18 protein-coding genes are annotated in these 21,316 nt (G+C 50.3%); 14 read left to right on the top strand and 4 right to left on the bottom strand.

Translation table 11 applies throughout. The features are described 5' to 3' along the window. Window positions 1-182 precede the first annotated feature (182 nt). The 9 genes from ACKTSG_RS00600 to ACKTSG_RS00560 all read left to right on the top strand — a co-directional run bounded on the left by ACKTSG_RS00600 (window position 183) and on the right by ACKTSG_RS00560 (window position 13,011). Complete coding sequence (locus ACKTSG_RS00600) at window positions 183-3,551, top strand: MMPL family transporter (protein ID WP_407890924.1); 3,369 nt, start codon at window positions 183-185, stop codon at window positions 3,549-3,551. A gap of 81 nt (window positions 3,552-3,632) precedes the next feature. Further along, window positions 3,633-4,442, top strand: a complete 810-nt coding sequence (locus ACKTSG_RS00595; RefSeq protein WP_407890922.1) for an HAD-IIB family hydrolase — start codon at window positions 3,633-3,635, stop codon at window positions 4,440-4,442. Then, window positions 4,439-5,002, top strand: coding sequence for an LOG family protein (locus tag ACKTSG_RS00590; protein ID WP_407890920.1), 564 nt, complete (start codon window positions 4,439-4,441; stop codon window positions 5,000-5,002). Before ACKTSG_RS00595 ends, ACKTSG_RS00590 begins: the two co-directional genes overlap by 4 nt. A gap of 273 nt (window positions 5,003-5,275) precedes the next feature. Beyond that, a complete protein-coding gene (gene glyQ / locus ACKTSG_RS00585; protein WP_407890918.1) occupies window positions 5,276-6,175 on the top strand; it encodes a glycine--tRNA ligase subunit alpha in 900 nt (299 codons plus the stop codon). Beyond that, window positions 6,172-8,241 carry a glycine--tRNA ligase subunit beta gene (glyS, locus tag ACKTSG_RS00580; protein WP_407891153.1) on the top strand — a complete coding sequence of 690 codons (2,070 nt, stop codon included), beginning with the start codon at window positions 6,172-6,174 and terminating at the stop codon, window positions 8,239-8,241. The genes glyQ and glyS overlap by 4 nt, the downstream gene beginning before the upstream one ends. 186 nt (window positions 8,242-8,427) lie before the next feature. Beyond that, complete coding sequence (dnaG, locus tag ACKTSG_RS00575; protein ID WP_407891151.1) at window positions 8,428-10,251, top strand: DNA primase; 1,824 nt, start codon at window positions 8,428-8,430, stop codon at window positions 10,249-10,251. A 28-nt stretch (window positions 10,252-10,279) separates the two neighbouring features. Then, on the top strand, window positions 10,280-11,392 hold the full coding sequence (rpoD, locus tag ACKTSG_RS00570) for an RNA polymerase sigma factor RpoD (protein ID WP_407890916.1): 1,113 nt from the start codon (window positions 10,280-10,282) through the stop codon (window positions 11,390-11,392). A 136-nt stretch (window positions 11,393-11,528) separates the two neighbouring features. Then, on the top strand, window positions 11,529-12,224 hold the full coding sequence (locus ACKTSG_RS00565; protein ID WP_407890914.1) for a tRNA (adenine(22)-N(1))-methyltransferase: 696 nt from the start codon (window positions 11,529-11,531) through the stop codon (window positions 12,222-12,224). Next, window positions 12,217-13,011, top strand: a complete 795-nt coding sequence (locus ACKTSG_RS00560) for a Nif3-like dinuclear metal center hexameric protein (protein ID WP_407890912.1) — start codon at window positions 12,217-12,219, stop codon at window positions 13,009-13,011. The genes ACKTSG_RS00565 and ACKTSG_RS00560 overlap by 8 nt, the downstream gene beginning before the upstream one ends. Before the next feature lie 42 nt (window positions 13,012-13,053). Here the strand turns inward: ACKTSG_RS00560 and ACKTSG_RS00555 are convergent, their stop codons facing one another. Next, window positions 13,054-14,460 (bottom strand): C69 family dipeptidase, encoded by a 1,407-nt coding sequence (locus ACKTSG_RS00555; RefSeq protein ID WP_407890910.1) that lies wholly within the window; start codon window positions 14,458-14,460, stop codon window positions 13,054-13,056. Window positions 14,461-14,601: 141 nt separating this feature from the next. Here ACKTSG_RS00555 and thmT point away from each other — a divergent pair, with 141 nt between their 5' ends. The 5 genes from thmT to ACKTSG_RS00530 all read left to right on the top strand — a co-directional run bounded on the left by thmT (window position 14,602) and on the right by ACKTSG_RS00530 (window position 18,246). Then, the gene (thmT, locus tag ACKTSG_RS00550) at window positions 14,602-14,790 is read left to right on the top strand and encodes a 2-hydroxymuconate tautomerase (protein ID WP_407890908.1); all 189 of its coding nucleotides are present in this window, start codon (window positions 14,602-14,604) and stop codon (window positions 14,788-14,790) included. A 14-nt stretch (window positions 14,791-14,804) separates the two neighbouring features. Further along, window positions 14,805-15,137 carry a metal-sulfur cluster assembly factor gene (locus tag ACKTSG_RS00545; protein ID WP_407890906.1) on the top strand — a complete coding sequence of 111 codons (333 nt, stop codon included), beginning with the start codon at window positions 14,805-14,807 and terminating at the stop codon, window positions 15,135-15,137. A 67-nt stretch (window positions 15,138-15,204) separates the two neighbouring features. Then, window positions 15,205-15,942 (top strand): SAM-dependent methyltransferase, encoded by a 738-nt coding sequence (locus tag ACKTSG_RS00540; protein ID WP_407891149.1) that lies wholly within the window; start codon window positions 15,205-15,207, stop codon window positions 15,940-15,942. A 10-nt stretch (window positions 15,943-15,952) separates the two neighbouring features. After that, window positions 15,953-16,918 (top strand): ABC transporter permease, encoded by a 966-nt coding sequence (locus tag ACKTSG_RS00535; protein ID WP_407890904.1) that lies wholly within the window; start codon window positions 15,953-15,955, stop codon window positions 16,916-16,918. Continuing rightward, entirely contained in the window at window positions 16,915-18,246 is a 1,332-nt protein-coding gene (locus ACKTSG_RS00530) for an RsmB/NOP family class I SAM-dependent RNA methyltransferase (protein WP_407890902.1), read from the top strand. Before ACKTSG_RS00535 ends, ACKTSG_RS00530 begins: the two co-directional genes overlap by 4 nt. Window positions 18,247-18,298: 52 nt before the next feature. On the opposite strand, the gene fni is transcribed toward ACKTSG_RS00530, so the two are convergent. Genes fni through mvk form a run of 3 tightly spaced genes read right to left on the bottom strand, consistent with a single transcriptional unit; the run spans window position 18,299 to window position 21,238 of the window. Next, complete coding sequence (fni, locus tag ACKTSG_RS00525) at window positions 18,299-19,333, bottom strand: type 2 isopentenyl-diphosphate Delta-isomerase (protein ID WP_407890900.1); 1,035 nt, start codon at window positions 19,331-19,333, stop codon at window positions 18,299-18,301. Next, entirely contained in the window at window positions 19,326-20,297 is a 972-nt protein-coding gene (gene mvaD, locus ACKTSG_RS00520) for a diphosphomevalonate decarboxylase (RefSeq protein WP_407890898.1), read from the bottom strand. Before mvaD ends, fni begins: the two co-directional genes overlap by 8 nt. After that, on the bottom strand, window positions 20,297-21,238 hold the full coding sequence (mvk, locus tag ACKTSG_RS00515; RefSeq protein WP_407890896.1) for a mevalonate kinase: 942 nt from the start codon (window positions 21,236-21,238) through the stop codon (window positions 20,297-20,299). Before mvk ends, mvaD begins: the two co-directional genes overlap by 1 nt. Between the last annotated feature and the right edge of the window lie 78 nt (window positions 21,239-21,316).

Genomic DNA, 21,316 nt, shown 5'->3' with positions numbered 1-21,316 from the left:
AGACGATGACCCAAGAATTGCATCTTGTCTAATCCTTGACTCGAATCTATCATGAATTTTGTGGTTTTACAAGTGTCTAAATATTGACGATGATATGAATCTTCTTGATCTAGATCAAGGCGTATCGATCGTCTCAGCATGATGATAGCAATCATGGAATCTATTGAAGATGAGGGGATAAAATGAAGCAGTTTACACAAAAACATTACCCGGCATTGATCGCATGGATCGTGATCGTTGCCATTGCCATCATTGCCATGCCAAATGTGTCCGCATTGGTGCGCCAGCGTGGGGCGGTGACGTTACCGAACAACGCGCCGAGCCAAGTGGCCAGTCGCATTGAAAAAAAGGCCAACGGTAATAAATCAGTTCGGACTTATACCGCGGTGTTTTCCAACGGCGACAATGCCTTATCAGCGCATCAGTCCAAACAGATCGATGCCAAATTAGGCGCCTTGAAAAATCAATCGGGCTTAACCGTCACCAAAGTCATGGGGCCAAGCGACAACGCTGAAACCAAAAAGCAGTTGCGTGCCAAAGACAAGACGACGCAATTGGCACAGATCACCGTGAAGAAAACCGGTCAAGTCTCAAGCCAAGTGCGCCAGTTGCGTCATCAATTGAAACTTAATGGCATTGATACTTATATCACTGGCGTTGACGCGTTAAATGACGACTTTTCGACGGTCACTGAAAAAGGGATCCAAAAAACTGAAGTGATCGCGGTGATCTTTATTTTCATCGTGTTGATCTTGGTGTTCAGATCCCCAATCGTGCCATTGATTTCCTTATTAAACGTCGGGGTGGCGTTTATCACCAGTTTGTCCATCGTGATGAATTTGGTCGAACACTTCAACTTCCCATTATCTAACTTCACCCAAGTGTTCTTGGTGATCGTGTTGTTTGGGATCGGGACAGATTACAATATTTTGCTGTATGACTACTTCAAAGGCCAACTGGCTGCCGGGGTACCAGTGCTTGATGCCACGCGTGAAACGCGCAAACACGGCGGACGCACGGTATTGTATTCTGGTTTATCTGTGTTGATCGGCTTTTCCAGTTTGTGGTTGGCGAAATTTCCGTTTTATCAAAGTGCTTCAGCGGTGGCCATTGGGGTCGTCGTCTTGTTGCCAGTGTTACTGACTTTGAACATGTTCTTTATGAATGTGTTAGGCGAAAAAATGTTTTGGCCCAGCAAAGTGGCTGGTGGCGAAGGGTCTTCCAAGTTGTGGCATGGCTTATCACGAGCGGCTATCGCCCAACCAGTGGTCGCCATTGCAGTGGTGTTAGCCGTTGGGGTACCGTTTGCCTTAGGGTATGATTCGGAGTTGAACTTCAACAACGCCGATGAAGTACCATCCAGTTACCAATCTAAAGCCGGCTATTTGGTGATCCAAAATCACTTCTCTAAAGGGATGTCTGCACCAGCGACGATCTACATCAAATCTGATGACAAACTCGACACCCAAGCCAAGTTAGCGGCCATTGATGAACTGACCCAATACTTGCAAAAAGAACCTGGCATCAAAACCGTCGCATCAGTCACCGAACCTGGTGGTAGCAAGTTATCGCAAATGTATTTAGGCGATCAGCTCAATACCATCACCAAAGGATTGAAAGACTCTCAAGCTGGGTTAAAGCAGATCCAAAGCGGGTTAAAGTCCGCCAACACCCAATTATCCAGTTCCGATAGCACCAAGCAAATCGCCCAAGTCCAGCAATTGGCCAATGGCTCCAGCCAGCTGCAACAAGCAGTCAAAACCTATACCAACGGCGTGGCCCAAGTCCAATCTGGTGCTTCTCAATTAGCCAGTGGGACGCAAACTGCCTCAGGCGCAGTCAAAACTGCCGCTAACGGTGCCGGTCAAACTGCCACTGGCGCCAGTTCCTTGGCCAGCGGTGCCCAACAAGTGGCTTCTGGTACTAGCCAAGTGGCCAGCGCGTCGACTCAAGTCGCTTCTGGGACGTCACAAGTCGCCAATGGCACGTCTGAGTTGAGCCAAGGCACGCAACAATTGCAAAGTGGCACCAGTGATTTGACCACCAAGATGGGTGCTTTAACTGATGGAACGAAGCAATTGGCAGATGGCGCCAATGAGATGAATGCGCAAGTTGCTGGCTTACAAAATCAAGCTAAGACGTTAGTGACATTGATTACCAACAGCCAGAACAAAGGCATGATCACCTTGTTGACCCCAACCATTGAAAGTAAAGTCACCCAGTTGACAGATGCAATGGGGGCCCTTGCCAAAGGGACCACTGACTTGAATGATAAAGTCAGTGCTTCATCAGCCCAGTTGCCAGAATTGACGTCTGGGGTTTCGGATTTAACCAGTAATGCCGCAAAACTCGCAGCAGGTGCCGCTAAGACCAATGCTGGTGCCCAAGCCACCGCCGCAGGTGCGACCAAAGCGGCTGCCGGCGCGCAAACGGCAGCTAATGGTGCTGGCACCTTGTCTGGCGCGACAAACCAATTAGCCAGTGGCTTAAATGCCTTAGCCACCGGTTCTGACACGTTAAATAGCGGCGCGCAACAGTTGGTTGCTGGGGCGACGACGTTAAACAACAATTCCGCTGCGCTGAATTCAGGCGAAGGTCAAGTCAATACTGGGGTCCAAGAACTCAACACCAAACTCAGTGGCATGACCAAACAATTGTCACAGTTAGGCACTGGGTTAACGGCAGCGGATAAAGGGTTGTCCACGATCGCCAGTGGTTCAAAAACCATGCGCTCCTATTTGTTAGAGCTACAACATTCTTATATGGGCGACGCGTTCTACTTGCCAAAAGCCTCGATTCATTCCCAAGCCTTTAAGCCAAGTTTGGACACTTATATGGCTGATGGCATGCACATCACCAGCTTCACCGTCGTCTTTAAAGGTGATCCAAATTCCACCACGGCTAACGCGCAATTTAAGACGTTAAAGCGTGACTTGGATGCCAAAATGAAGCATTCTGCGTTGAAAGGTAGCACGGTTGCCATCGGTGGGCAAACCTCTCAAGACAACGATTTGAGAAACTTGGCCAATGGTGACTTCAAGCGCACGGCATCGATCATGTTGATTGGGATCGCCATTGCCTTGATCGTGGTCACCCAATCGATTTTACAACCACTGACCATCTTAGGCACTTTGGTCACGGCCTTCTTTGCTTCAATGGGCATCACCCGGCTGTTTTCCATGCATGTGTTAGGTGACAGCTTGTTGAGTTGGAATACTCCATTTTTCACGTTCATCATGTTGATGGCTTTAGGGGTGGATTACAGTATCTTCTTGATGATCCGCTTTAAAGACGACAAAGCCGATCCTGACTTGCGCCAACGCATGCTCAAAGCCTCAACGACTATCGGTGCGGTGGTGTTATCTGCGGCGGTGATTTTAGGTGGCACGTTTGCCGCCTTGATCCCAAGTGGGGTCACCACCTTGATCCAAGTGGCCCTAGGCGTGATCTTCGGCTTGATCATTTTGGTCATTTTGCTGCCGATCGCCATGAGTGGCTTGATCTCGTTGAATGAGTGGCATGAGCAAAAAGAGCATGAAACTTCAAATTAATGAAAAAAGTCGGCGCTTGCCGGCTTTTTTTTTCGCGTCAATTTGCGTATACTAAAAAGCGTACTGGAAAGGATGTCCGCCTTGACTCAAATCAAACTGATTGCATCAGATCTTGACCATACTTTATTAGATGAAGCCGGCCAGCTGCCGCCAAAGTTCTATGACACGATCCGCGCCGTTCACCATGCGGGGATGCATTTTGTCGCGGCGTCTGGGCGCCCCTTGTATACCTTAAAGCCGATGTTTGCGCCAGTCGCTGATTGCGTCAGCTTAGTGGCAGAAAATGGGGCGATCGTGGTGCGTGATGGGGAAATGGTGTACTCAAAATTTATTCCCAAAGCTGATTACACGCGCTTGATCCACTACACTTATGGCAAAAACCTTGGTGAGCCGATTTTGTGTGCGTTAGACACTGCCTATATCGCACGTTCGGCTGAAAAATATCGCGATTATTTGGATCAGTTTTTTGCCAAGTTGACAGTAGTGGATGATCTCACCCAAGTGGCGGCCCAAGTGGCTAAATATTCCGTGTACTTCCCAGGTGGCGAAACGTATGACATTTTTGAGCCAGATTACGCCACGCCGTTTAAAGGGAAGTTCCATGTAACCATCGGTGGGGATTATTTCTTGGATATGATGCATGCCGACGTGGATAAAGGCCAAGCGTTGAAAGCGCTAGGCCAACTGCTTGACGTCACGCCAGCACAAATGGTGACTTTCGGTGATAATTTGAACGATACCGAAATGTTGGCCTTGGCAGGCACTAGCTTTGTGATGCAAGCCGGACAAAAGCAGCTCGATGAGGTGGCTACTGCACGCATCGGTAGCAACAGCGATTATGCCGTTCAACAAAAAGTCAATGAGATCTTAGCAAATGGAGGTCAACTATGAGTCGCATCGCCGTTTACTGTGGCGCCAATACTGGCAATGACCCGAAATACATCACCGCTGCGAGAGAGCTGGGCAAGTGGCTAGTTGCCAATCATCACAGCTTAGTTTACGGTGGCGGCGGCGTCGGCTTAATGGGTATCTTGGCCAAAACCGTGTTGATGCAAGATGGGCAAGTCACCGGTATCATGCCGGATAACTTGTACAAGCGCGGCGCGGCATTAGAAGAACTGGAAGACTTAGTGGTGGTGCCGAATATGGCCACTCGCAAAGCCGAAATGCTGCGCATGGCTAGCGCTTGCATCGCGTTGCCCGGTGGTCCTGGTACGCTTGAAGAGATCAGTGAAGCCTTTTCTTGGGCCCGCGTCGGCGATAATGATGCGCCTTGTGCCTTTTATAATGTCAATGGGTACTGGGATCCTTTGGCTGAAATGTTTGATAAAATGGTGGCTAATGAGTTTTTGACCGCAGAACACCGCAGCAAGCTGTTATTTTCTGATGACTTGGATGCCATTCAAGCGTTTTTTGACACGTATACGCCACCGACGTTGCGCAAATATTAACCCAGCTGACCATTGAAAACCTTGTGAAAGCTGGTATACTAAAAGCATATATTCGGTGTTGAGAAAAAGAATCACAGGCGCGAGTAACAGCGAGTGAGGGAGAGTGCAAGCCTCATGCTCTAACTGTGAGTGGCAGTTTCGAACCGACAATCAAGGGCGAGGTGCAATTGGCCTCGAAGTAGGGTGGAACCGCGCGTAAAGCGTCCCTATGTCAATTATTTGGCATAGTGGCGCTTTTTTGATTGGCACCGATAAAAATAAAGGAGATCTGACATGACCAAGAAAATGTCTGTCCAACAAATGATCCAGACCTTACAAAAGTTCTGGGGCGACAAAGGTTGCATGCTGATGCAATCTTACGACACGGAAAAAGGCGCCGGCACCATGAGCCCGTATACTTTCTTACGCGCGATCGGGCCAGAACCATGGGCTGCGGCTTACGTGGAACCTTCCCGCCGGCCGGCTGACGGCCGTTATGGGGAAAACCCAAACCGCTTATACCAACATCACCAATTCCAAGTGGTGATCAAGCCCAGTCCTAAAGAAGTTCAAAACTACTACTTGGATTCCTTGCGGGCGTTAGGGATCGAACCTTTGGAACATGATATTCGCTTTGTCGAAGATAACTGGGAAAACCCCTCCATGGGTTGTGCCGGTGTGGGTTGGGAAGTTTGGCTTGACGGTATGGAAGTCACCCAGTTCACGTATTTCCAAGTGGTCGGTGGCTTAGAAGTATCACCAGTGACTTCTGAGATCACTTACGGTGTCGAACGCTTGGCATCTTACATCCAAGATGTGAACAATGTGTTTGACCTGGAATGGGGCGACGGCGTGTTATATGGCGACATTTTCAAAGAGCCTGAATACGAACATTCTAAGTATTCCTTTGAAGAATCCAACCAAGACATGTTGTTGCAATTTTTTGACGCTTATGAAAAAGAAGCTTGGCGGTTAATGGATCTTGGGTTGGTACACCCAGCGTATGATTACATTTTGAAGTGCTCGCATACCTTTAACTTGTTAGATGCACGTGGCGTGGTATCTGTCACTGAACGCGCCGGGTACATGAACCGCATTCGCAAAATGGCCCACAAAGTTGCGCGCGCGTTTGTTGAAGAGCGCAAAAAGCTGGGATTCCCATTGTTGAAGCATGCACAGGAGGCCGCAAAATAATGGCAAACTACCTATTAGAAATCGGTTTGGAAGACATGCCAGCGCATGTGGTCACCCCAAGCCTCAAGCAATTCGCCAAAAAAACCGCCAAGTATCTCAAAGACAACAACTTGGCATTCGGTGAGATCAAACAATATGCCACCCCACGGCGCTTGGCATTGTTGATCCAAGACTTAGCTGATAAACAAGCCGATGTTGAAGAAGACGTTAAAGGCCCAGCCAAAAAAATCGCGCAAGACGCTGATGGCAACTGGACCAAAGCGGCGATCGGCTTTACGCGCGGTCAAGGGATGACTGTTGACGATATCGAATTTCGTGAACTTAAAGGCGTCGATTATGTGTATTTGCATAAAGCCGTTGCCGGCAAGCCTGCCGCAGAGATCCTCAGTGGCTTGATCGACGTGATCAAATCATTGACTTTCCCTACGCGGATGAAGTGGGGCAACAATGATTTTGAATACATTCGCCCGATCCACTGGCTGACGAGTTTGCTGGATGACCAAGTGGTGCCGATGCAGTTGCTTGATATTCAAGCCGGCCGCACCACGCAAGGCCATCGTTTCTTGGGTCACGCGGTTGAATTAACCACTGCCACCGATTACGTTGATGCATTAAAAGCGCAATTTGTGATCGTTGAACCGGCTGTTCGCAAGCAATTGATCAGCAATCAAATTGCCCAGATCGCCAAAGATAATGCTTGGACCATCGATCTGGATGCGGATCTGCTTGAAGAAGTCAACAACTTAGTCGAATGGCCCACGGCTTTTGCTGGGCGTTTTGATGAAAAATATCTCGCCATTCCAGAAGCCGTGCTCATTACCTCAATGAAAGACAACCAGCGCTACTTTTATGCGCGGGATGCCCAAGGCAAAATGGTCAACGCCTTTATCGGGGTGCGCAACGGCAATGCCGACTATATGGAAAATGTCATCGCCGGTAACGTCAAAGTGTTGACGGCCCGCCTTGAAGATGCGGCCTTCTTCTACGCTGAAGACCAAAAGAAGACCATCGCCGACTTCACCAAGCGTCTGGAAACCGTCAGCTTCCATGATAAGATTGGGAGTATGGCCGACAAAATGCGGCGTACCAAAACGATTGCGGGCTTGTTAGCGGATCGTTTTGGCTTAAGTGCTGAGGACAAAGCGCATTTGTTGCGCGCAGCTGAAATTTATAAATTCGACTTGGTATCGGCGATGGTCGGCGAATTTGCTGAACTGCAAGGCACCATGGGTGAAGTGTATGCCAAACTTGCCGGTGAAGATCCAGCAGTGGCCCAAGCGATTCGCGAACATTATATGCCGATTTCCGCTGATGGCGCTTTGCCACAAAGCTTGGTCGGCACCGTTTTGGCCTTAGCTGACAAACTGGAATCGTTGATGAGCTTCTTTGCTGTTGACTTGATTCCAAGTGGCTCCAACGACCCATATGCTTTGCGTCGTCAAGCTTATGGGATCGTGCGGATGATCGCGGCGCATCACTTCTCCTTTGATGTCAATGCCGTACAAACTGCGGCGTTCAAAGCTTTATCAGCCAACGACCAACTTGCTGGGTTGGATTATCAAGCCAACGCCAAAGCCTTAGCTGACTTTATGCGCGATCGGGTCAATCAATTCTTAGCAGGCAAAAAGGTGCGTCATGATATTGTTGATGCCGTGGCTGCAGCACCAACGGTCGATGTTGAAGCGATGATCGATGCCGCTAACGTTTTAACGACTCATCAAGATGACGCCAACTTCAAACCAGTCATGGAAGCTTTAGGCCGGGTCACTCGGATCGCCGACAAGACGCCTACTGAAGGTGCCGTTGATCCGAAGTTATTTGAAAACCCTAGCGAAAAAGCGTTACATGATGCGGCCATTGCAGTGGCCTTCAAGTTTGATGACAAGCCCAGCGAGGCCAACTATCAAGCTTTAGCCGGTTTGGAACCAGTGATCACTGAATACTTCACCGAAACCATGATCATGGCTGAAGATGAAGCAGTGCGGACTAACCGCTTGCGCGAATTGACCAATTTGGCCAACTTGATCCATCAATTTGGGGCCGTGGCCCAGATCATCGTTAAATAACGAGATCGTCGCCTAACGGATGCGTGACAAAAAGTTGCTTACTTACCTATTATTAGTGCTTGCAATACGGACCGGTAGCGACTATACTATAGGTTGCAGTATTTTGCACTGACACGATCTCAAAAGTCGCATTTCACCTTGAAGTGCGACTTTTTACCGCTACGAGGAGGTGAGGGCATGGCAGGGATAATTCCGGAAACTAAAATCGACGAAGTGCGCAATAGCGTCAACATTGCCGATTACGTAGGCCAGTATGTGCAATTGCATAATGCTGGTCAAAACCTGTTTGGTATTTGCCCTTTCCATGACGAAAACACGCCAAGTTTTTCGGTCAATGAGTCCAAGCAGATCTTTAAATGCTTTTCTTGTGGCCGTGGCGGCAACGTCTTTTCCTTTGTCCAACAATATGACAAAGTGAGCTTCCCTGAAGCAGTCGCGAAAGTCGCTGAATTCGCTCATATCGATCTTGGCGTGACGGTGCACACTGATCGCGCGCCAGTCGATCCTGAAGTGGCCGCGCAAATGGATCTGCTGAAGAAAGTCACTGACATGTGTCATCACATTTTAGTGAATACCCAAGCTGGTGAACAGGCGCTGGCATACTTGACGGATCGCGGGTTGAGTCGTGAAACGATCGATCACTTCGATATCGGTTACGCGCCTAAAGAGCGCACGTTGATGCGGACATTTTTAGAAGGCCAACAAGTGGATTACGCCACGCAGCGTGCCAGCGGGTTGTTTGTCGAAGATGACCACGCCACGTTGTTTGACCGCTTTAATGATCGCGTGATGTTTCCGCTTAAAAATGCGTTCGGTGACGTGATCGGCTTTTCGGGGCGGGTGTTGGATAGCCAAACGCATCAAGCTAAATACTTGAACAGTCCAGAAACCAAGCTGTTCAACAAGCGCGATGTGTTATTCAACTTAGATGCGGCTAAAGGTGAATTCAAGCAATTTGGCTCAGCGATTTTGTTTGAAGGGTTCATGGATGTCATTGCTGCCTATCAAGCCGGCGTGCCAGTGGGGATCGCCTCCATGGGCACCAGCTTGACCCAAGAACAAGTCGGCATCATTGCCAAACACACGCGGCAGTTGACGATTTGCTATGATGGCGATGAACCCGGGCAAAATGCCACCGCCCGCGCGTTGACTTTGGTGCAACACCAAAGCCGCCTGCAAACCAATGTGGTGGTGTTACCTGATGGCATGGATCCAGACGAATATATCAAAGCGCGCGGCGCCGATGCGTTTAAGCAACAAGTCCAAACGGTGTTGACGCCAACGGCTTTTGCCTTGCATCATGATGCTGTTGGACTGGACATGACCAATGATGCTGATAAGCTCCAGTATTTGCAAAGTGCGCTAAAAACCGTTGCGCAAGTCCCTGCTGGCGCCGAGCAAGCGGTATACTTGCAACAGATCAGCCAGATCACCGGCGTGGCGGTCAACGACTTAAAGGTTTCGCTTCCGCAAGCCCAACCGCGCGTTGATCTGCCGCCGATACCTGATGAGGCACCACCGCCAATTGAAGATCATCGCCAATTGGATACTTTCATGCAACCCGCGCCAGTCCAGCATTTTGACAAGTTCGAACAAGCCGAGCGTCAATTGTTGGCTTATGCTTGGCGCGAGCCGGCAGTGGCGTCGCGGCTGCATCGCAGTGATTTTCAATTCGGACACGCCCAATATCAAAATTTGTTTGATGCTTGGGTGAGGTATGCGGCAGCGACTGATCCGCCGCAGTTTGCTGGGTATTTGGACCATGTGCCGCAAGACTTGGTGGCGTTGGCAACCAATTTAAGTGAACAACCTTATCCTGAAGCAGATAGTGATCTGATCGACGAGTTGGTGGCACTGGCTGGCAAAGAAGCCACTTATGCCAAGTTGCAACAGATCAAATCAGCCTTGCGTCAAGCGCAAGTGTTAGGCGACAAAGCGGGGGCGACCCAATTAGGGATGCAATATTTGCAGTTATTGCGTGCTTATAAGACCGGAAGTGTTGCTGAATAAGCAATGGCATTTTCAAGGAGGAACTTTAATGGCTGAAAAAACCACGAAAACCGATCCAAAATATGATGCTGCTGTAAAGCGGATCATCAAAGACTACAAAAAGGCCAAGCAGATCACGGATGCTGATTTAGCGACCAAGGTGGTCAAGCCTTTTGCATTGCGTAGCGAAGCCGTTGATGATTTGATGCAGCGCCTTGAAGACAACGGGATCTCCGTTGTCGATAAAAACGGCGATCCTTCGGTTCAATCGATCAAAAGCACCAAAGCCGTCACCAAAAAGGAAATGAAAGATCTTTCGGCGCCAAGTGGCGTAAAGATCAATGATCCGGTGCGGATGTATCTCAAAGAGATCGGCCGCGTCAACTTGTTGACTGCCGATGAAGAAGTCGCGTTGGCTTTGAAAATCGAAGCTGGCGACCCTGAAGCTAAGCAGCGTTTGGCTGAAGCCAACTTGCGTTTGGTGGTATCTATTGCCAAGCGTTATGTGGGCCGTGGTATGCAATTTTTGGATCTGATCCAAGAAGGTAATATGGGCTTGATGAAAGCCGTTGAGAAGTTCGATTACCGCAAAGGGTTCAAGTTCTCAACTTACGCCACTTGGTGGATCCGTCAGGCCATTACGCGTGCGATCGCTGACCAAGCGCGCACGATCCGTATTCCAGTGCACATGGTCGAAACCATCAACAAGTTGATCCGCATCCAACGGCAATTGTTGCAAGACTTAGGTCGCGAACCGACGCCTGAAGAAATTGGCGCGGAAATGGATATGCCAACGGATAAAGTGCGTGAGATCTTGAAGATCGCCCAAGAGCCGGTTTCGTTGGAAACCCCGATCGGCGAAGAAGATGATTCGCATTTAGGTGACTTTATCGAAGACGCTGATGCCACTTCACCAGAAGATCACGCCAGCTACGAATTGCTCAAAGAACAACTCGAATCCGTGTTGGATACGTTGACAGACCGTGAAGAAAACGTGTTGCGCTTGCGTTTTGGGCTGGATGACGGCCGCACGCGGACTTTGGAAGAAGTCGGCAAAGTGTTTGGTGTCACCCGTGAACGGATCCGCCAAATCGAAGCCAAGGCGTTGCGCAAGTTGCGCCACCCAAGTCGCTCCAAGCAGTTAAAAGATTTCCTTGAATAGTTCGATGTCAAAGCCAGGCGCCTAATGCCTGGCTTTTTTTTGGGCTTGTTCAAGTGCCAGTAGGCGAAATTCGACCCCAATGTGGCGATAAGGTTTGGTATACTAGATACAGAAAAATTTCTCAAAGGGGATCAACATGACAATTCATTTATCCAAACGTTTGGCCCAAATTGCCAGCTTTGTCGAACCAGGCGCCCGTTTAGCCGATATCGGCACGGACCACGCTTATATTCCTATCGCCTTAGCCCAAGACAAGGTGATCGATTTTGCAGTGGCTTCTGACATCGGTGCTGGCCCATGCAAGATCGCCAAAGCGAACATTGAACAAGCTGGGGTGCAAAACCAGATCGTGGTGCGCCAAGCTGATGGGTTAAGCGGCATCCAGCCTGAAGATGATATTGATACCATCATTATTGCTGGCATGGGTGGTGAATTGATGGTGGAGTTACTCGAAGCCGGCTTGCCGCAACTTGATGGCACAGAAAGTTTTATTTTAGAGCCGAACCGTGACGATTACACAGTGCGGCAATGGTTAGCGCAACATGAATTCGGTATCTTGGATGAAGCGTTATTAGAAGATGAAGGCCATGTGTATCCGATCATCGTCGCTGGCCAAACCAGCCCTGAAGTGCCATACACCGAAGCTGATCTGGTATTTGGCCCAGTGCTTGCGCGCAAACGCGGTGACGTGTTTGAAAAGCAACTGGCGCGAAATATTGCCAATCAAGAGTTTATTTTGGCCAGCTTGCAAAAAGCGACGTCTGATAACGCTGAAAAAATCGCAGCTGTCAAAGCGCGCTTGGCGTTGTTGAAGGCGGCCCAACATGACTAAAGGGTTAGAGGTGATCGCGCGGTTTGAACAGTTCGCCCCAAGATCTTTGGCGGTGCCAGGAGATCCGATCGGCATTCAAATTGGGGATGCCACCAAACCTGTCAAGCGCGTGTTAGTCACGTTGGATGTGCGTCCAGAAGTGGTGGAAGAAGCCATCGCCTTGAATTGTGACATGATCTTTGCCCATCATCCGGCGATTTTTCGCCCAGCGAAGAATTTAAATTACGCCGATCCGCAAATCGCCATGTACGCCAACTGCATTCGCCATGATCTATTGGTGTATGCCGCGCATACCAATTTGGATTCTGCCATCGGTGGGATGAACGACTGGTTGGCTCAGGCGTTGACGCTCAAGCAGGTGTTGCCTTTTATTGAATCAGGCGATGAAGAGCACATGGGCCGCATCGGCCAGCTGCCTCAGCCGATCAGCTTGAAAGCCTTTGTGGCCCAAGTCAAGCAGGCTTTTGGCGTGCCAGCGCTGCGGGTGATCGCCAATGATCTCACGCGACCGGTGCAAGCAGTGGCGATTTTAGGTGGCGACGGCGGCAAGTTTTATTTGGATGCCCAAGCAGCAGGTGCAGATGTGTATATTACTGGGGATGTTTACTATCACACCGGACATGACATGCTGGCAGCCGATATGCCAGTGATCGATCCGGGCCATCATATCGAAAGCATCATGAAAACCCATGTCGCCGAGCTCCTCAACCAGTGGTCACAAGCCAATGGGTGGGGGATCCACGCCATTGCCTCTACGCTAAACACTGATCCTTATACCTTCATGTAATTAAAAACCGGCGTCGCAAAATTTTGCGGCGCCGGTTTTTAATCACAAATTCGTATCATGCGTGAAGTTCAATGGCGACAGGTCAGTGCTTGCTTGCAGCAAATGCATGGTGAAGTCATGCCATGCGTTTAAAGCGATCGCTGCGTTGGCAGCGGTGGCAGTCGTCGCCAACGCAGCTAACGCTTTGGCGTCTAATCCAACACTGGCCGCATCAGCTTGGGCGATGCTGGCGAGCAACTTTTGATGGGTGCTGGTTTGCACATCGTCTAAATCGCGAGCAAAGTGGTTGAAATGCGCATCCACTAACACACTGGCGAGTTTAAATTGCCAATAAGCGGCATTCAAATCGGCGGGTAAAGCGCCTTGACGGAAACTTTCTGGCGTTTGGGTGGTGCCGGCAAAAAACGGCACGAATTGGCTTTGCGCCGCCACGCCCATGGCTTGCCAATGAATATCAGCAATCGGTTGCGGCAAGTTTTGCCGCAACTGTAACACATGGGCTTCTTGGGTTTTGGCTAACGAAATCGGGCGATAGCGATGCGGGTATTTCGCGTGGGGGTCGGCGGGGTCAAAGTCAGTTTCTTGATAATGCGATCCTAATACCGCAAACGCGTCATCGACATGCAACAAGCGATCAGCTTTTTGGATAAACGGCAAGTCGCTTGATTCTGGGTCTTGGCTGACGCTTGGGGTCAAGCGGCGTTGGCCGTCCCACACCCGTGCAGTGTTGTAGGTGCGATCAAAACTGGAATCAGTGCCGAAGATCTGGCGGAAGTTGAACGGCGTGCCTGGTGTCCACAAATTGTGTTGTTGGGCAAATTCCTGCAGATCAGGGCTGTACATGAAATCATCACTGGCAAAATCCACCGCTTGGATCGCCAGTTGGTTGGCGACCACGGCGTAACTGTCATCAGGAATGCGTTGGGCGACAAACCGGTGGCCAGTGGCAACTTCCATGTACCACGCTTCGTGGTGATCGGCAAATAAAATGCCGTTGGCTTCACCGGTGCCATATTTGGCCACGATCTCGCCTAAGCGCTTGACGCCTTCGCGGGCGGTTTTGACAAAAGGCAACACCACTGTGACCATCGCTTCTTCAGTGATCCCGGTTTCAACAAATGGGTCATATGCCAACACGCGCATATTGGCATAAGCGGATTCCGTGGCACTCATGGCGACGCCGGCGCTGTTGATGCCGGCTTCTTCAAAGACGCCAAATTCGTCAGTCCATTCAGGCGTGGCGGTGTAAGCCAAAGCCTTTTGAGGCAAAGGCATGGTGAACTGATTGGCTTTTGAGGTGAACGTTTGGCCGGTAGCAACGGGTTGGTGTTTGACTAAATGCTTGGGCCATGCAGCTTTTGAATCTTCATTGCGGCCGATGAGCACCGAGTGGTCAAACGTTGCATTTTTGCCGATCAAAATACTGGTACAGGAACTACGAGTTGTCATTGTGCCACTTCCTTATTATTTTCTCCAATAGTATACCTTGACCTTGGCGAAAATGCGAAGCCGCCAAGCAAATTGCTTTCTTTTCGTTAATGCGTGATCTATGTTAAAATAACAGCATACAAGAATAAAGGGGATTTTCTCATGCCATTAGTTCATATTGATTTGATCGCTGGCCGCTCGCGCGAACAATTGCGCCAAATGTGTGCCGACGTGACTGAAGCCATCGCCAAAAACACTGGCGCGCCGAAAGAACATATCCACATCGTGTTAAATGAAATGGCCACTGAACACTATGCCGTTGGCGGCGTGTTAAAAGCAGACGAAAAGTAATCGGAGGTAAGCGCATGGCTGAAACCACAGATACCGCTTATTTTGAAAAAATGAAAAGCGAGATCCTGGAAGCTTTGGAAACGGTCATCGATCCGGAACTGGGCATCGATTTGATCAACTTGGGGTTGATCTACGGGGTCGATTTGGATGAAAACGGTAAATGCGTTGTCGAAATGACCTTAACGACCATGGGCTGCCCATTGACTGATATTTTGGATGACGACATTCATCGCGCGCTAATGGGCATCGATGGCATCAAAGACGTTGAGATCCATTTAGTGTGGTATCCCGCATGGGGGCCAGAGCGCATGAGCCGCTATGCCAAAATGGCGTTAGGGATCCATTAGTCAGTCAAACGATCTAGGAAAAAGGGGCATGCGCGCATGCTCTTTTTTCAGGTGTAAAGGAATGCATATGCCTTATTGGGCCAAACTCTTACAACTTAACCAACAACTCAACAATTCGCATTTAGCCGCGCAAGTACAAGCCATGGCTGACTGGCGCAATGCTTTGGCCAAGCGCCAATTACCCATTGCGCCGCTACCGCGTTTAGGGATCGATGAAAGTTTATATTTGGATCTGGTATTGGCCGGCGGTGACGCGAAAACCATTCAAGTGATGGATAAAATGCTACGCAACTTTCGCCAGTATTTTGCCTATCACTATGGCATGTGGGCCAGTGTCAACCAGGCCTTATTTCAAACGTGGCAACAGTTATTTGGCCCAATGCGGTATTTGGAAGTCGCCAGCGGCAATGGCTATATTTCTGCAGGCTTAAAAGCCCAAGGCAACTCAGTGATCACCACAGATGCGTTGACCTGGACGCAAGAAAACATGACTGGTCGCACGCCTTTGGTGCCGACGCAAGCCTTGACTGCCAATGCGGCGTTATGGGCATATGGCGATCAAGTCGATGCCGTTGTGATGGCTTGGAGCCCAGATCATGATCTGAATGACGCGCATACTTTGCATTTAATGCGCCGCCAGTTTCCACAATTGCTGTGGTTTGTCATCGGTGAACGCCATGGCGCCACTGATAGTCAGCTATTTTGGTCATTGGCCAAGATCAAAGCCGATCGCCGCTTGTTGAAACTGAATCGGCAACTGCCGCAATTTGATGCGATCAATGAACGAATCTATTTGATCCAGTGAAGGAGCCGTTTTGAAAAGACTATTTATCCTTGATCTCTTATGGATCGGCTTGGTGGTGCTCGCTGGGCTGACTTGGTCGGTGCATGACCAATCCGCTTATGCCGACCGGTTGAATCATTTTGGTATCACCGAATCTGCGTTAGTGATCCACACCAACAGCCAAATGACGCCAGCGCAAGCCGTGCAAAAACTGGCCGCTTCAAAACTTGATGATCTGCAAGTGCAGTTTCAAACCAAAGCCGCCACGCCGACGATCTATTATTACGGCAAAGGCGATGCCGCCAACCTGCCGCAAGCGTCTGGTGCTTGGTTTTCAGATGCTGACTTGACGTCTAGTTTGCCAGTGGCAGTGGTTGGCTCCCAATTAGCCGATCAACTTTATGCTGGCAGCAATCAGCGCTATCTCACGCAAAATGGGCGCTATATCCCAGTATTAGGGATGGTGGGAACGCGCTCTGGGAGCCGCTTGAATACCGCGATCTTCTTAAACGCCAGTGCTGCCACTGAGGCGCCGGCAATCAAACAGCTCACAGTGATCGCCGATGGTAACAATATCGACCAAGATACCCATACCTTAAAAACCTTGCTATGGGCGACGTCTACCAGCCAATATGTCTACACTGGCACTCATTCGCGCAGTTGGTGGCAAGAAAAAGGCCAAACGCTGGTCCTGTTGTTCTTGCTGGCGCTGGCGGCGTTGGCGTTGAGCATTTTGGCCAGTCGCTTAGTGCCAATGAATCAAGCGTTAGGCTTAACGCCGATCATGGTCACCAGCTATTTACGCGGCTGGTGGGGCCGCGCGGTGGCGCATAATGTTGTCGCTGGCGCGATCGGAGTGGCAGTTTCTTGGTGGGCCTTTTATTTAACCGACCATGTTTACTTACTGATCTATGCGGCTTTATTGCTTGCCGTGTTTGCAGCTGGGGATTACCTAGGCTTGCGCGCGCGCTTTGATCGCGAAAGGAATGAACAATGACCCAATTTCCAGCTGGCTTTGAAGCCAAGTATCAACAATTATTAGGTGAAGAAGCGCCAAGTTTTTTGGCCACCTTCGATGAACCTGCCCAAAGTGGTTATCGCATCAACCCGCTGAAACCCGCAGTGGCTGAAGACAACACCGATCCAAAAGTCCCATGGAGTCAGTGGGGCCATTATGGCAAAGTCCAAGGTAACAGCATTGCCCATGTCTCCGGTTATGTGTATTCACAAGAACCCAGCGCCCAATTTGTGGCCACGGTGCTGGCGCCAAAACCAGGCGAACGGGTTTTAGACTTATGTGCCGCTCCTGGTGGTAAAACCACCCATATCGCCAGTTTCATGCAAAATCAAGGCTTAGTGGTCACCAATGAGATCAATCGCGGCCGGGCGAAAATTTTAGCCAGCAACGTGGAGCGATTTGGCATTACCAATGCCTTGATCACCAATAACGATCCTGACAGTTTGGCTGCCGCATGGCCAGAAGCGTTTGACCGGATCTTGGTGGATGCGCCGTGTTCTGGTGAAGGGATGTTTCGCAAAGACCCAGAAGCGATGCAATATTGGCACCCGGATTATCCTGAAGAATGTGCTCGACGGCAGAAATTGATCTTACGCTCAGCTGCGGCCATGTTGCGCCCAGGCGGTACATTGGTGTATTCAACCTGCACCTTTAGTCCGGAAGAAGACGAACAAATCGCCAGCTGGGCCAATGCCGAGCTCCCCTTGACATTAGTGCCGATCAACAAAACTGCTGGGATCGCTTCAGGTCGGCCTGAATGGGCCGATCATGATGCAGCCGTCGCGATGACGGCGCGGCTTTGGCCACAAGTGCTTAACGGCGAAGGGCATTTTGTGGCGAAGTTCGTCAAAGCCGGCGATACGCCGGTGCATGGCAAACTAGCGGATGTCAGCCGCTTAAGTGCTGGGCAACGCAAAGACTTTGAGGCGTTTGTTGACAATGATCTGACGCACAGCTTGTCTGGACAATTGCTGGCGATCAAAGACCAGTTATTCTTAGTGCCTGCAGGGACTTTAGATTGGCGCAAAGTTCATGTCGTGCGCGCCGGGGTGCATGTTGGGACCTTCAAAAAAAATCGCTTTGAACCGAGTCACAGCTTAGCCACAGCGCTGACGCCAGCAGATTTTCAACTCAGCGTGGCGACCACGCCAGCAGAATATGCCCAATATCGCCATGGCGAGTTGCTCAAGCGCGACTTGCCTGGCAAGCATTATGTGCTGTTAACGTTAAATGGCATGGGGTATGCGTTAGGTAAATTAGTTAATGGCACGATCAAAAACGTGTATCCTAAAGGGTTGCGGGTCTAATCAAAAACGCACCGGCTTTGAGTCTTCACTCAAAAGCCGGTGCGTTTTTTGATCACGTTAAGGTTAAGTGGCGCTGTTTGGCGTAATTGACCAGCGCCAGATCATATACCACTGGCACTTGGTTGAGCTCCCTGAAGTTGTGCGCGCCAAGCATGGCCAAAAGCACTGGGAGTTCTTGTTGCCAAGCTTCAAGTTTGGCTTGAGTTTTGGCATCTCCGAGTTTGATCAACCAATGAAGCACCAAACCGGCAACGCCAACGGCACTGGCCCCTAGGCGTAAGGCTTTGATCACATCAAAGGGACTGCGCACGCCGCCAGTGGCAAACACCGTCAGTGGGGTATTTTGGGCTTCTAGCAAGGATTCAACCGTACTTTGGCCAAAGCTGGCCAAATCTTGCAACAAGCTAGGATCTTGGGTGCGGGCGTTTTCGATTTGAGCGAAATTCGTGCCGCCGCGACCACCAAGATCCAAATATTTGGCGCCAGCAGCTTCCAGTTGCGCGATGGCTTCATGGGTCATTCCGTTGCCGACTTCTTTGACGATCACTGGTACTGCTGAGTGGGCGATCACGTCTGAAACATTGGCTAACCAATCATAATCGCGATCACCTTCAGGCATCACCGCTTCTTGGACCACATTGACATGCAGCTGCAAGGCGTTGGCATCAAGCATCGCCACGGCTTGTTGGGCTTGTTGCCAAGTGGCCTTAGCGCCAAGATTGGCCATGATGAACCCATCAGGATCATTGTGGCGCAAAGTGGCAAAAGTCTTGGCCAGATCAGGCTCGCGCAAAGCGACCGATTGCGAGCCTGTGGCGATCGGCAACTGCAAGGCGTGGGCCAAGCGGCCTAAGCGTGCATTGTATTCCCCAGTTTGCTTGGAGCCGCCAGTCATGGCATTGATGTAAAATGGCCATTGCCAATCAAACACCGCTGGGGTCACATCCACGTCAGCTACTTTGGTGCTCACCAAAGGCTGATGGATCAAGCGCACTTGATCAAAGTCGGCATTTGCTTGCGGCTGGAAAAATTTCTCGGCTAAAAATAAATGTTCATCTTTGCGATGCGATTGCACAGATTCAGTCATTTTGGCCTCCGATCACATGGGCTTTGGGACCTGGCGTCGTCGTCAACACGCGGTTGGCAAAGTCTGCTTGCAAAGCTTGTTGGATCGCTGGGACATGTTTGGCCAAAGTCAAGATCTTGACATTTGGTCCCGCATCCATCGTGGCAAAAGCCGGAATGCCACCAGCGCGCAACTGTTTGACCAGCGCCCAAGCTTTCAATGTTTCTGGTGTCCAATAAGTAAACGCAGGGTCACTGGCTAAAATCGTGGCATGCATTTGCATGCTGGATTGTTCCGTCAAATGGCCGATCGTGGCAAAATCATTGTGTGCCAAAGCTGACACCATTTGCCCAGCGGCTTGTTGGTTATGCGCCACCCAAGCGGAGTAAAACGGTGAAGTCGCCACCGTATTGGCCATTAAGTTGCGCGAGCTGATCGCTTTTTGACCAGCGTCTACTAACACCACCAACATGGCCAAATCAAGATCAGGCATCGGCAAAGCTTCCGCAAAACTTGACGCATCGTCATGCCCGCGATGCCACCAGGCCACGCCGCCAAAAATACTGCGCGATGCCGAACCTGACCCACGCCGCGCCAAGCGCGACAAGGCTTGATCATCTAGGTCTAACCCGGCAGCGCGACTGGCAGCAAGCGCCAATGCCGCATATGCAGAAGCGGAACTGGCTAGCCCAGCCGCTGTAGGCACGTGGTTGACACTGGCAACGCGCGCAAAGTCATGGCGTTTGGCCAATGCGCGCACCAAATCTAAAAATGGGGTGATCTTAGTGGTGGGTTGAGCTTGATCATTTAAGCAGAACGTATCTGCAGTTAAGTTTGGATCAAATTCAACAGTGGTATCCGTATAAAAATCATTCAACGTCAAAGACACACTGTCAGTGTAAGGTAAGATCAAGGCGGCATTTTTTTTGCCCCAGTATTTGATCAGCGCAATATTCGTATGCGCGCGAGCTATGATTGCAGTCATCAGTGGGTCCTTTCTTCGCTAAAATCATATTGCCAAGTGGCTGTTGCGCCAGCTTGGGTCAACGCTTGGCGGATCGTTTGCGCATCGCGAGCATTGTTGGCCAAGGCGATCATACAGCCGCCTTGACCCGAGCCGGTCAATTTAGCGCCTAATGCCCCGTGAGCTTTGGCGGTTTGGATCAATTGATCCAACGCCGCATTAGATACGCCGAGTGCTTGTAACGCCAATTGCGCGTGATCCATTTGCGCACCTAGCGCCAACAGATCATCCTCAGCCAACGCTTTGGCGGCAAACACTGTGGCTTGGCCGATGGCTTCAATGCTAGCAGTAGTTTTGTCTGGGTCGTCAGCTAAATGTTTAGCCACGGCGCCAACAGCGATCTTGGTTTGCCCGGCAATGCCAGTATCGGCGATCACCAAGGTGCCGTTTTTCGGAAACTGGATCGGCACTGGCGCTTGGCCTTTGACGAACCATTGCGGCCGATCCGCTGAAGTGGTTGCCGCATCTAAGCCACTGGGGTTGCCATGGATCGCGTGTTCAGAAGTCGCCGTCCAAGCCAGCAGCTGCGCGCGACTTAACGGCTGTTCAAATGCCGCATAAAATGCCCGCACAACGGCAGTGGCACAAGCGGCGGAACTGCCCATGCCGCGTTCTGGTGGCAACGCCGACTTGATCGTTAAGGTAAACCCAGCGTCAACGGCATTGAAGTGTTTTAATAACGCCGCGATCAAATCAGCGATCCCGGCAAAATCTGTGTTGGCTGCAGCTTGTAAGCTACCAGCATAAAAACTTGAGTGAATGCTTTGATCGGTCCCGGCAGTCAAGCTCGCCGTTAAGCGAATGCTTTTGACTGGCAAAGCGATGGCGGGTTGGCCGTACACCACCGCATGTTCACCCAGTAAAATAATTTTGGCGAAACTTTCGCCAGTTGCGTTTTTCATGTGTCTTGCTCCTTAAATTAACACAATAATCATACCTTAAAGCCAAGCCAGAAACTAGCTTGTGCTACACTAGAGCTA

It is taken from the genome of Lacticaseibacillus salsurae (assembly GCF_045862175.1).
Lineage (GTDB): Bacteria > Bacillota > Bacilli > Lactobacillales > Lactobacillaceae > Lacticaseibacillus > Lacticaseibacillus salsurae.
This window is presented reverse-complemented; position numbering and strand designations above follow the sequence as displayed.

Excerpts from the sequence above, each read along its gene's own strand:
- ACKTSG_RS00600 (WP_407890924.1), top strand. The coding sequence starts at position 183 with ATGAAGCAGTTTACACAAAAACATTACCCGGCATTGATCGCATGGATC.
- ACKTSG_RS00590 (WP_407890920.1), top strand. The coding sequence starts at position 4,439 with ATGAGTCGCATCGCCGTTTACTGTGGCGCCAATACTGGCAATGACCCG.
- glyQ (WP_407890918.1), top strand. The coding sequence starts at position 5,276 with ATGACCAAGAAAATGTCTGTCCAACAAATGATCCAGACCTTACAAAAG.
- rpoD (WP_407890916.1), top strand. The coding sequence starts at position 10,280 with ATGGCTGAAAAAACCACGAAAACCGATCCAAAATATGATGCTGCTGTA.
- ACKTSG_RS00565 (WP_407890914.1), top strand. The coding sequence starts at position 11,529 with ATGACAATTCATTTATCCAAACGTTTGGCCCAAATTGCCAGCTTTGTC.
- ACKTSG_RS00560 (WP_407890912.1), top strand. The coding sequence starts at position 12,217 with ATGACTAAAGGGTTAGAGGTGATCGCGCGGTTTGAACAGTTCGCCCCA.
- ACKTSG_RS00555 (WP_407890910.1), bottom strand. The coding sequence starts at position 14,460 with ATGACAACTCGTAGTTCCTGTACCAGTATTTTGATCGGCAAAAATGCA.
- thmT (WP_407890908.1), top strand. The coding sequence starts at position 14,602 with ATGCCATTAGTTCATATTGATTTGATCGCTGGCCGCTCGCGCGAACAA.
- ACKTSG_RS00545 (WP_407890906.1), top strand. The coding sequence starts at position 14,805 with ATGGCTGAAACCACAGATACCGCTTATTTTGAAAAAATGAAAAGCGAG.
- ACKTSG_RS00540 (WP_407891149.1), top strand. The coding sequence starts at position 15,205 with ATGCCTTATTGGGCCAAACTCTTACAACTTAACCAACAACTCAACAAT.
- ACKTSG_RS00530 (WP_407890902.1), top strand. The coding sequence starts at position 16,915 with ATGACCCAATTTCCAGCTGGCTTTGAAGCCAAGTATCAACAATTATTA.
- fni (WP_407890900.1), bottom strand. The coding sequence starts at position 19,333 with ATGACTGAATCTGTGCAATCGCATCGCAAAGATGAACATTTATTTTTA.
- mvaD (WP_407890898.1), bottom strand. The coding sequence starts at position 20,297 with ATGACTGCAATCATAGCTCGCGCGCATACGAATATTGCGCTGATCAAA.
- mvk (WP_407890896.1), bottom strand. The coding sequence starts at position 21,238 with ATGAAAAACGCAACTGGCGAAAGTTTCGCCAAAATTATTTTACTGGGT.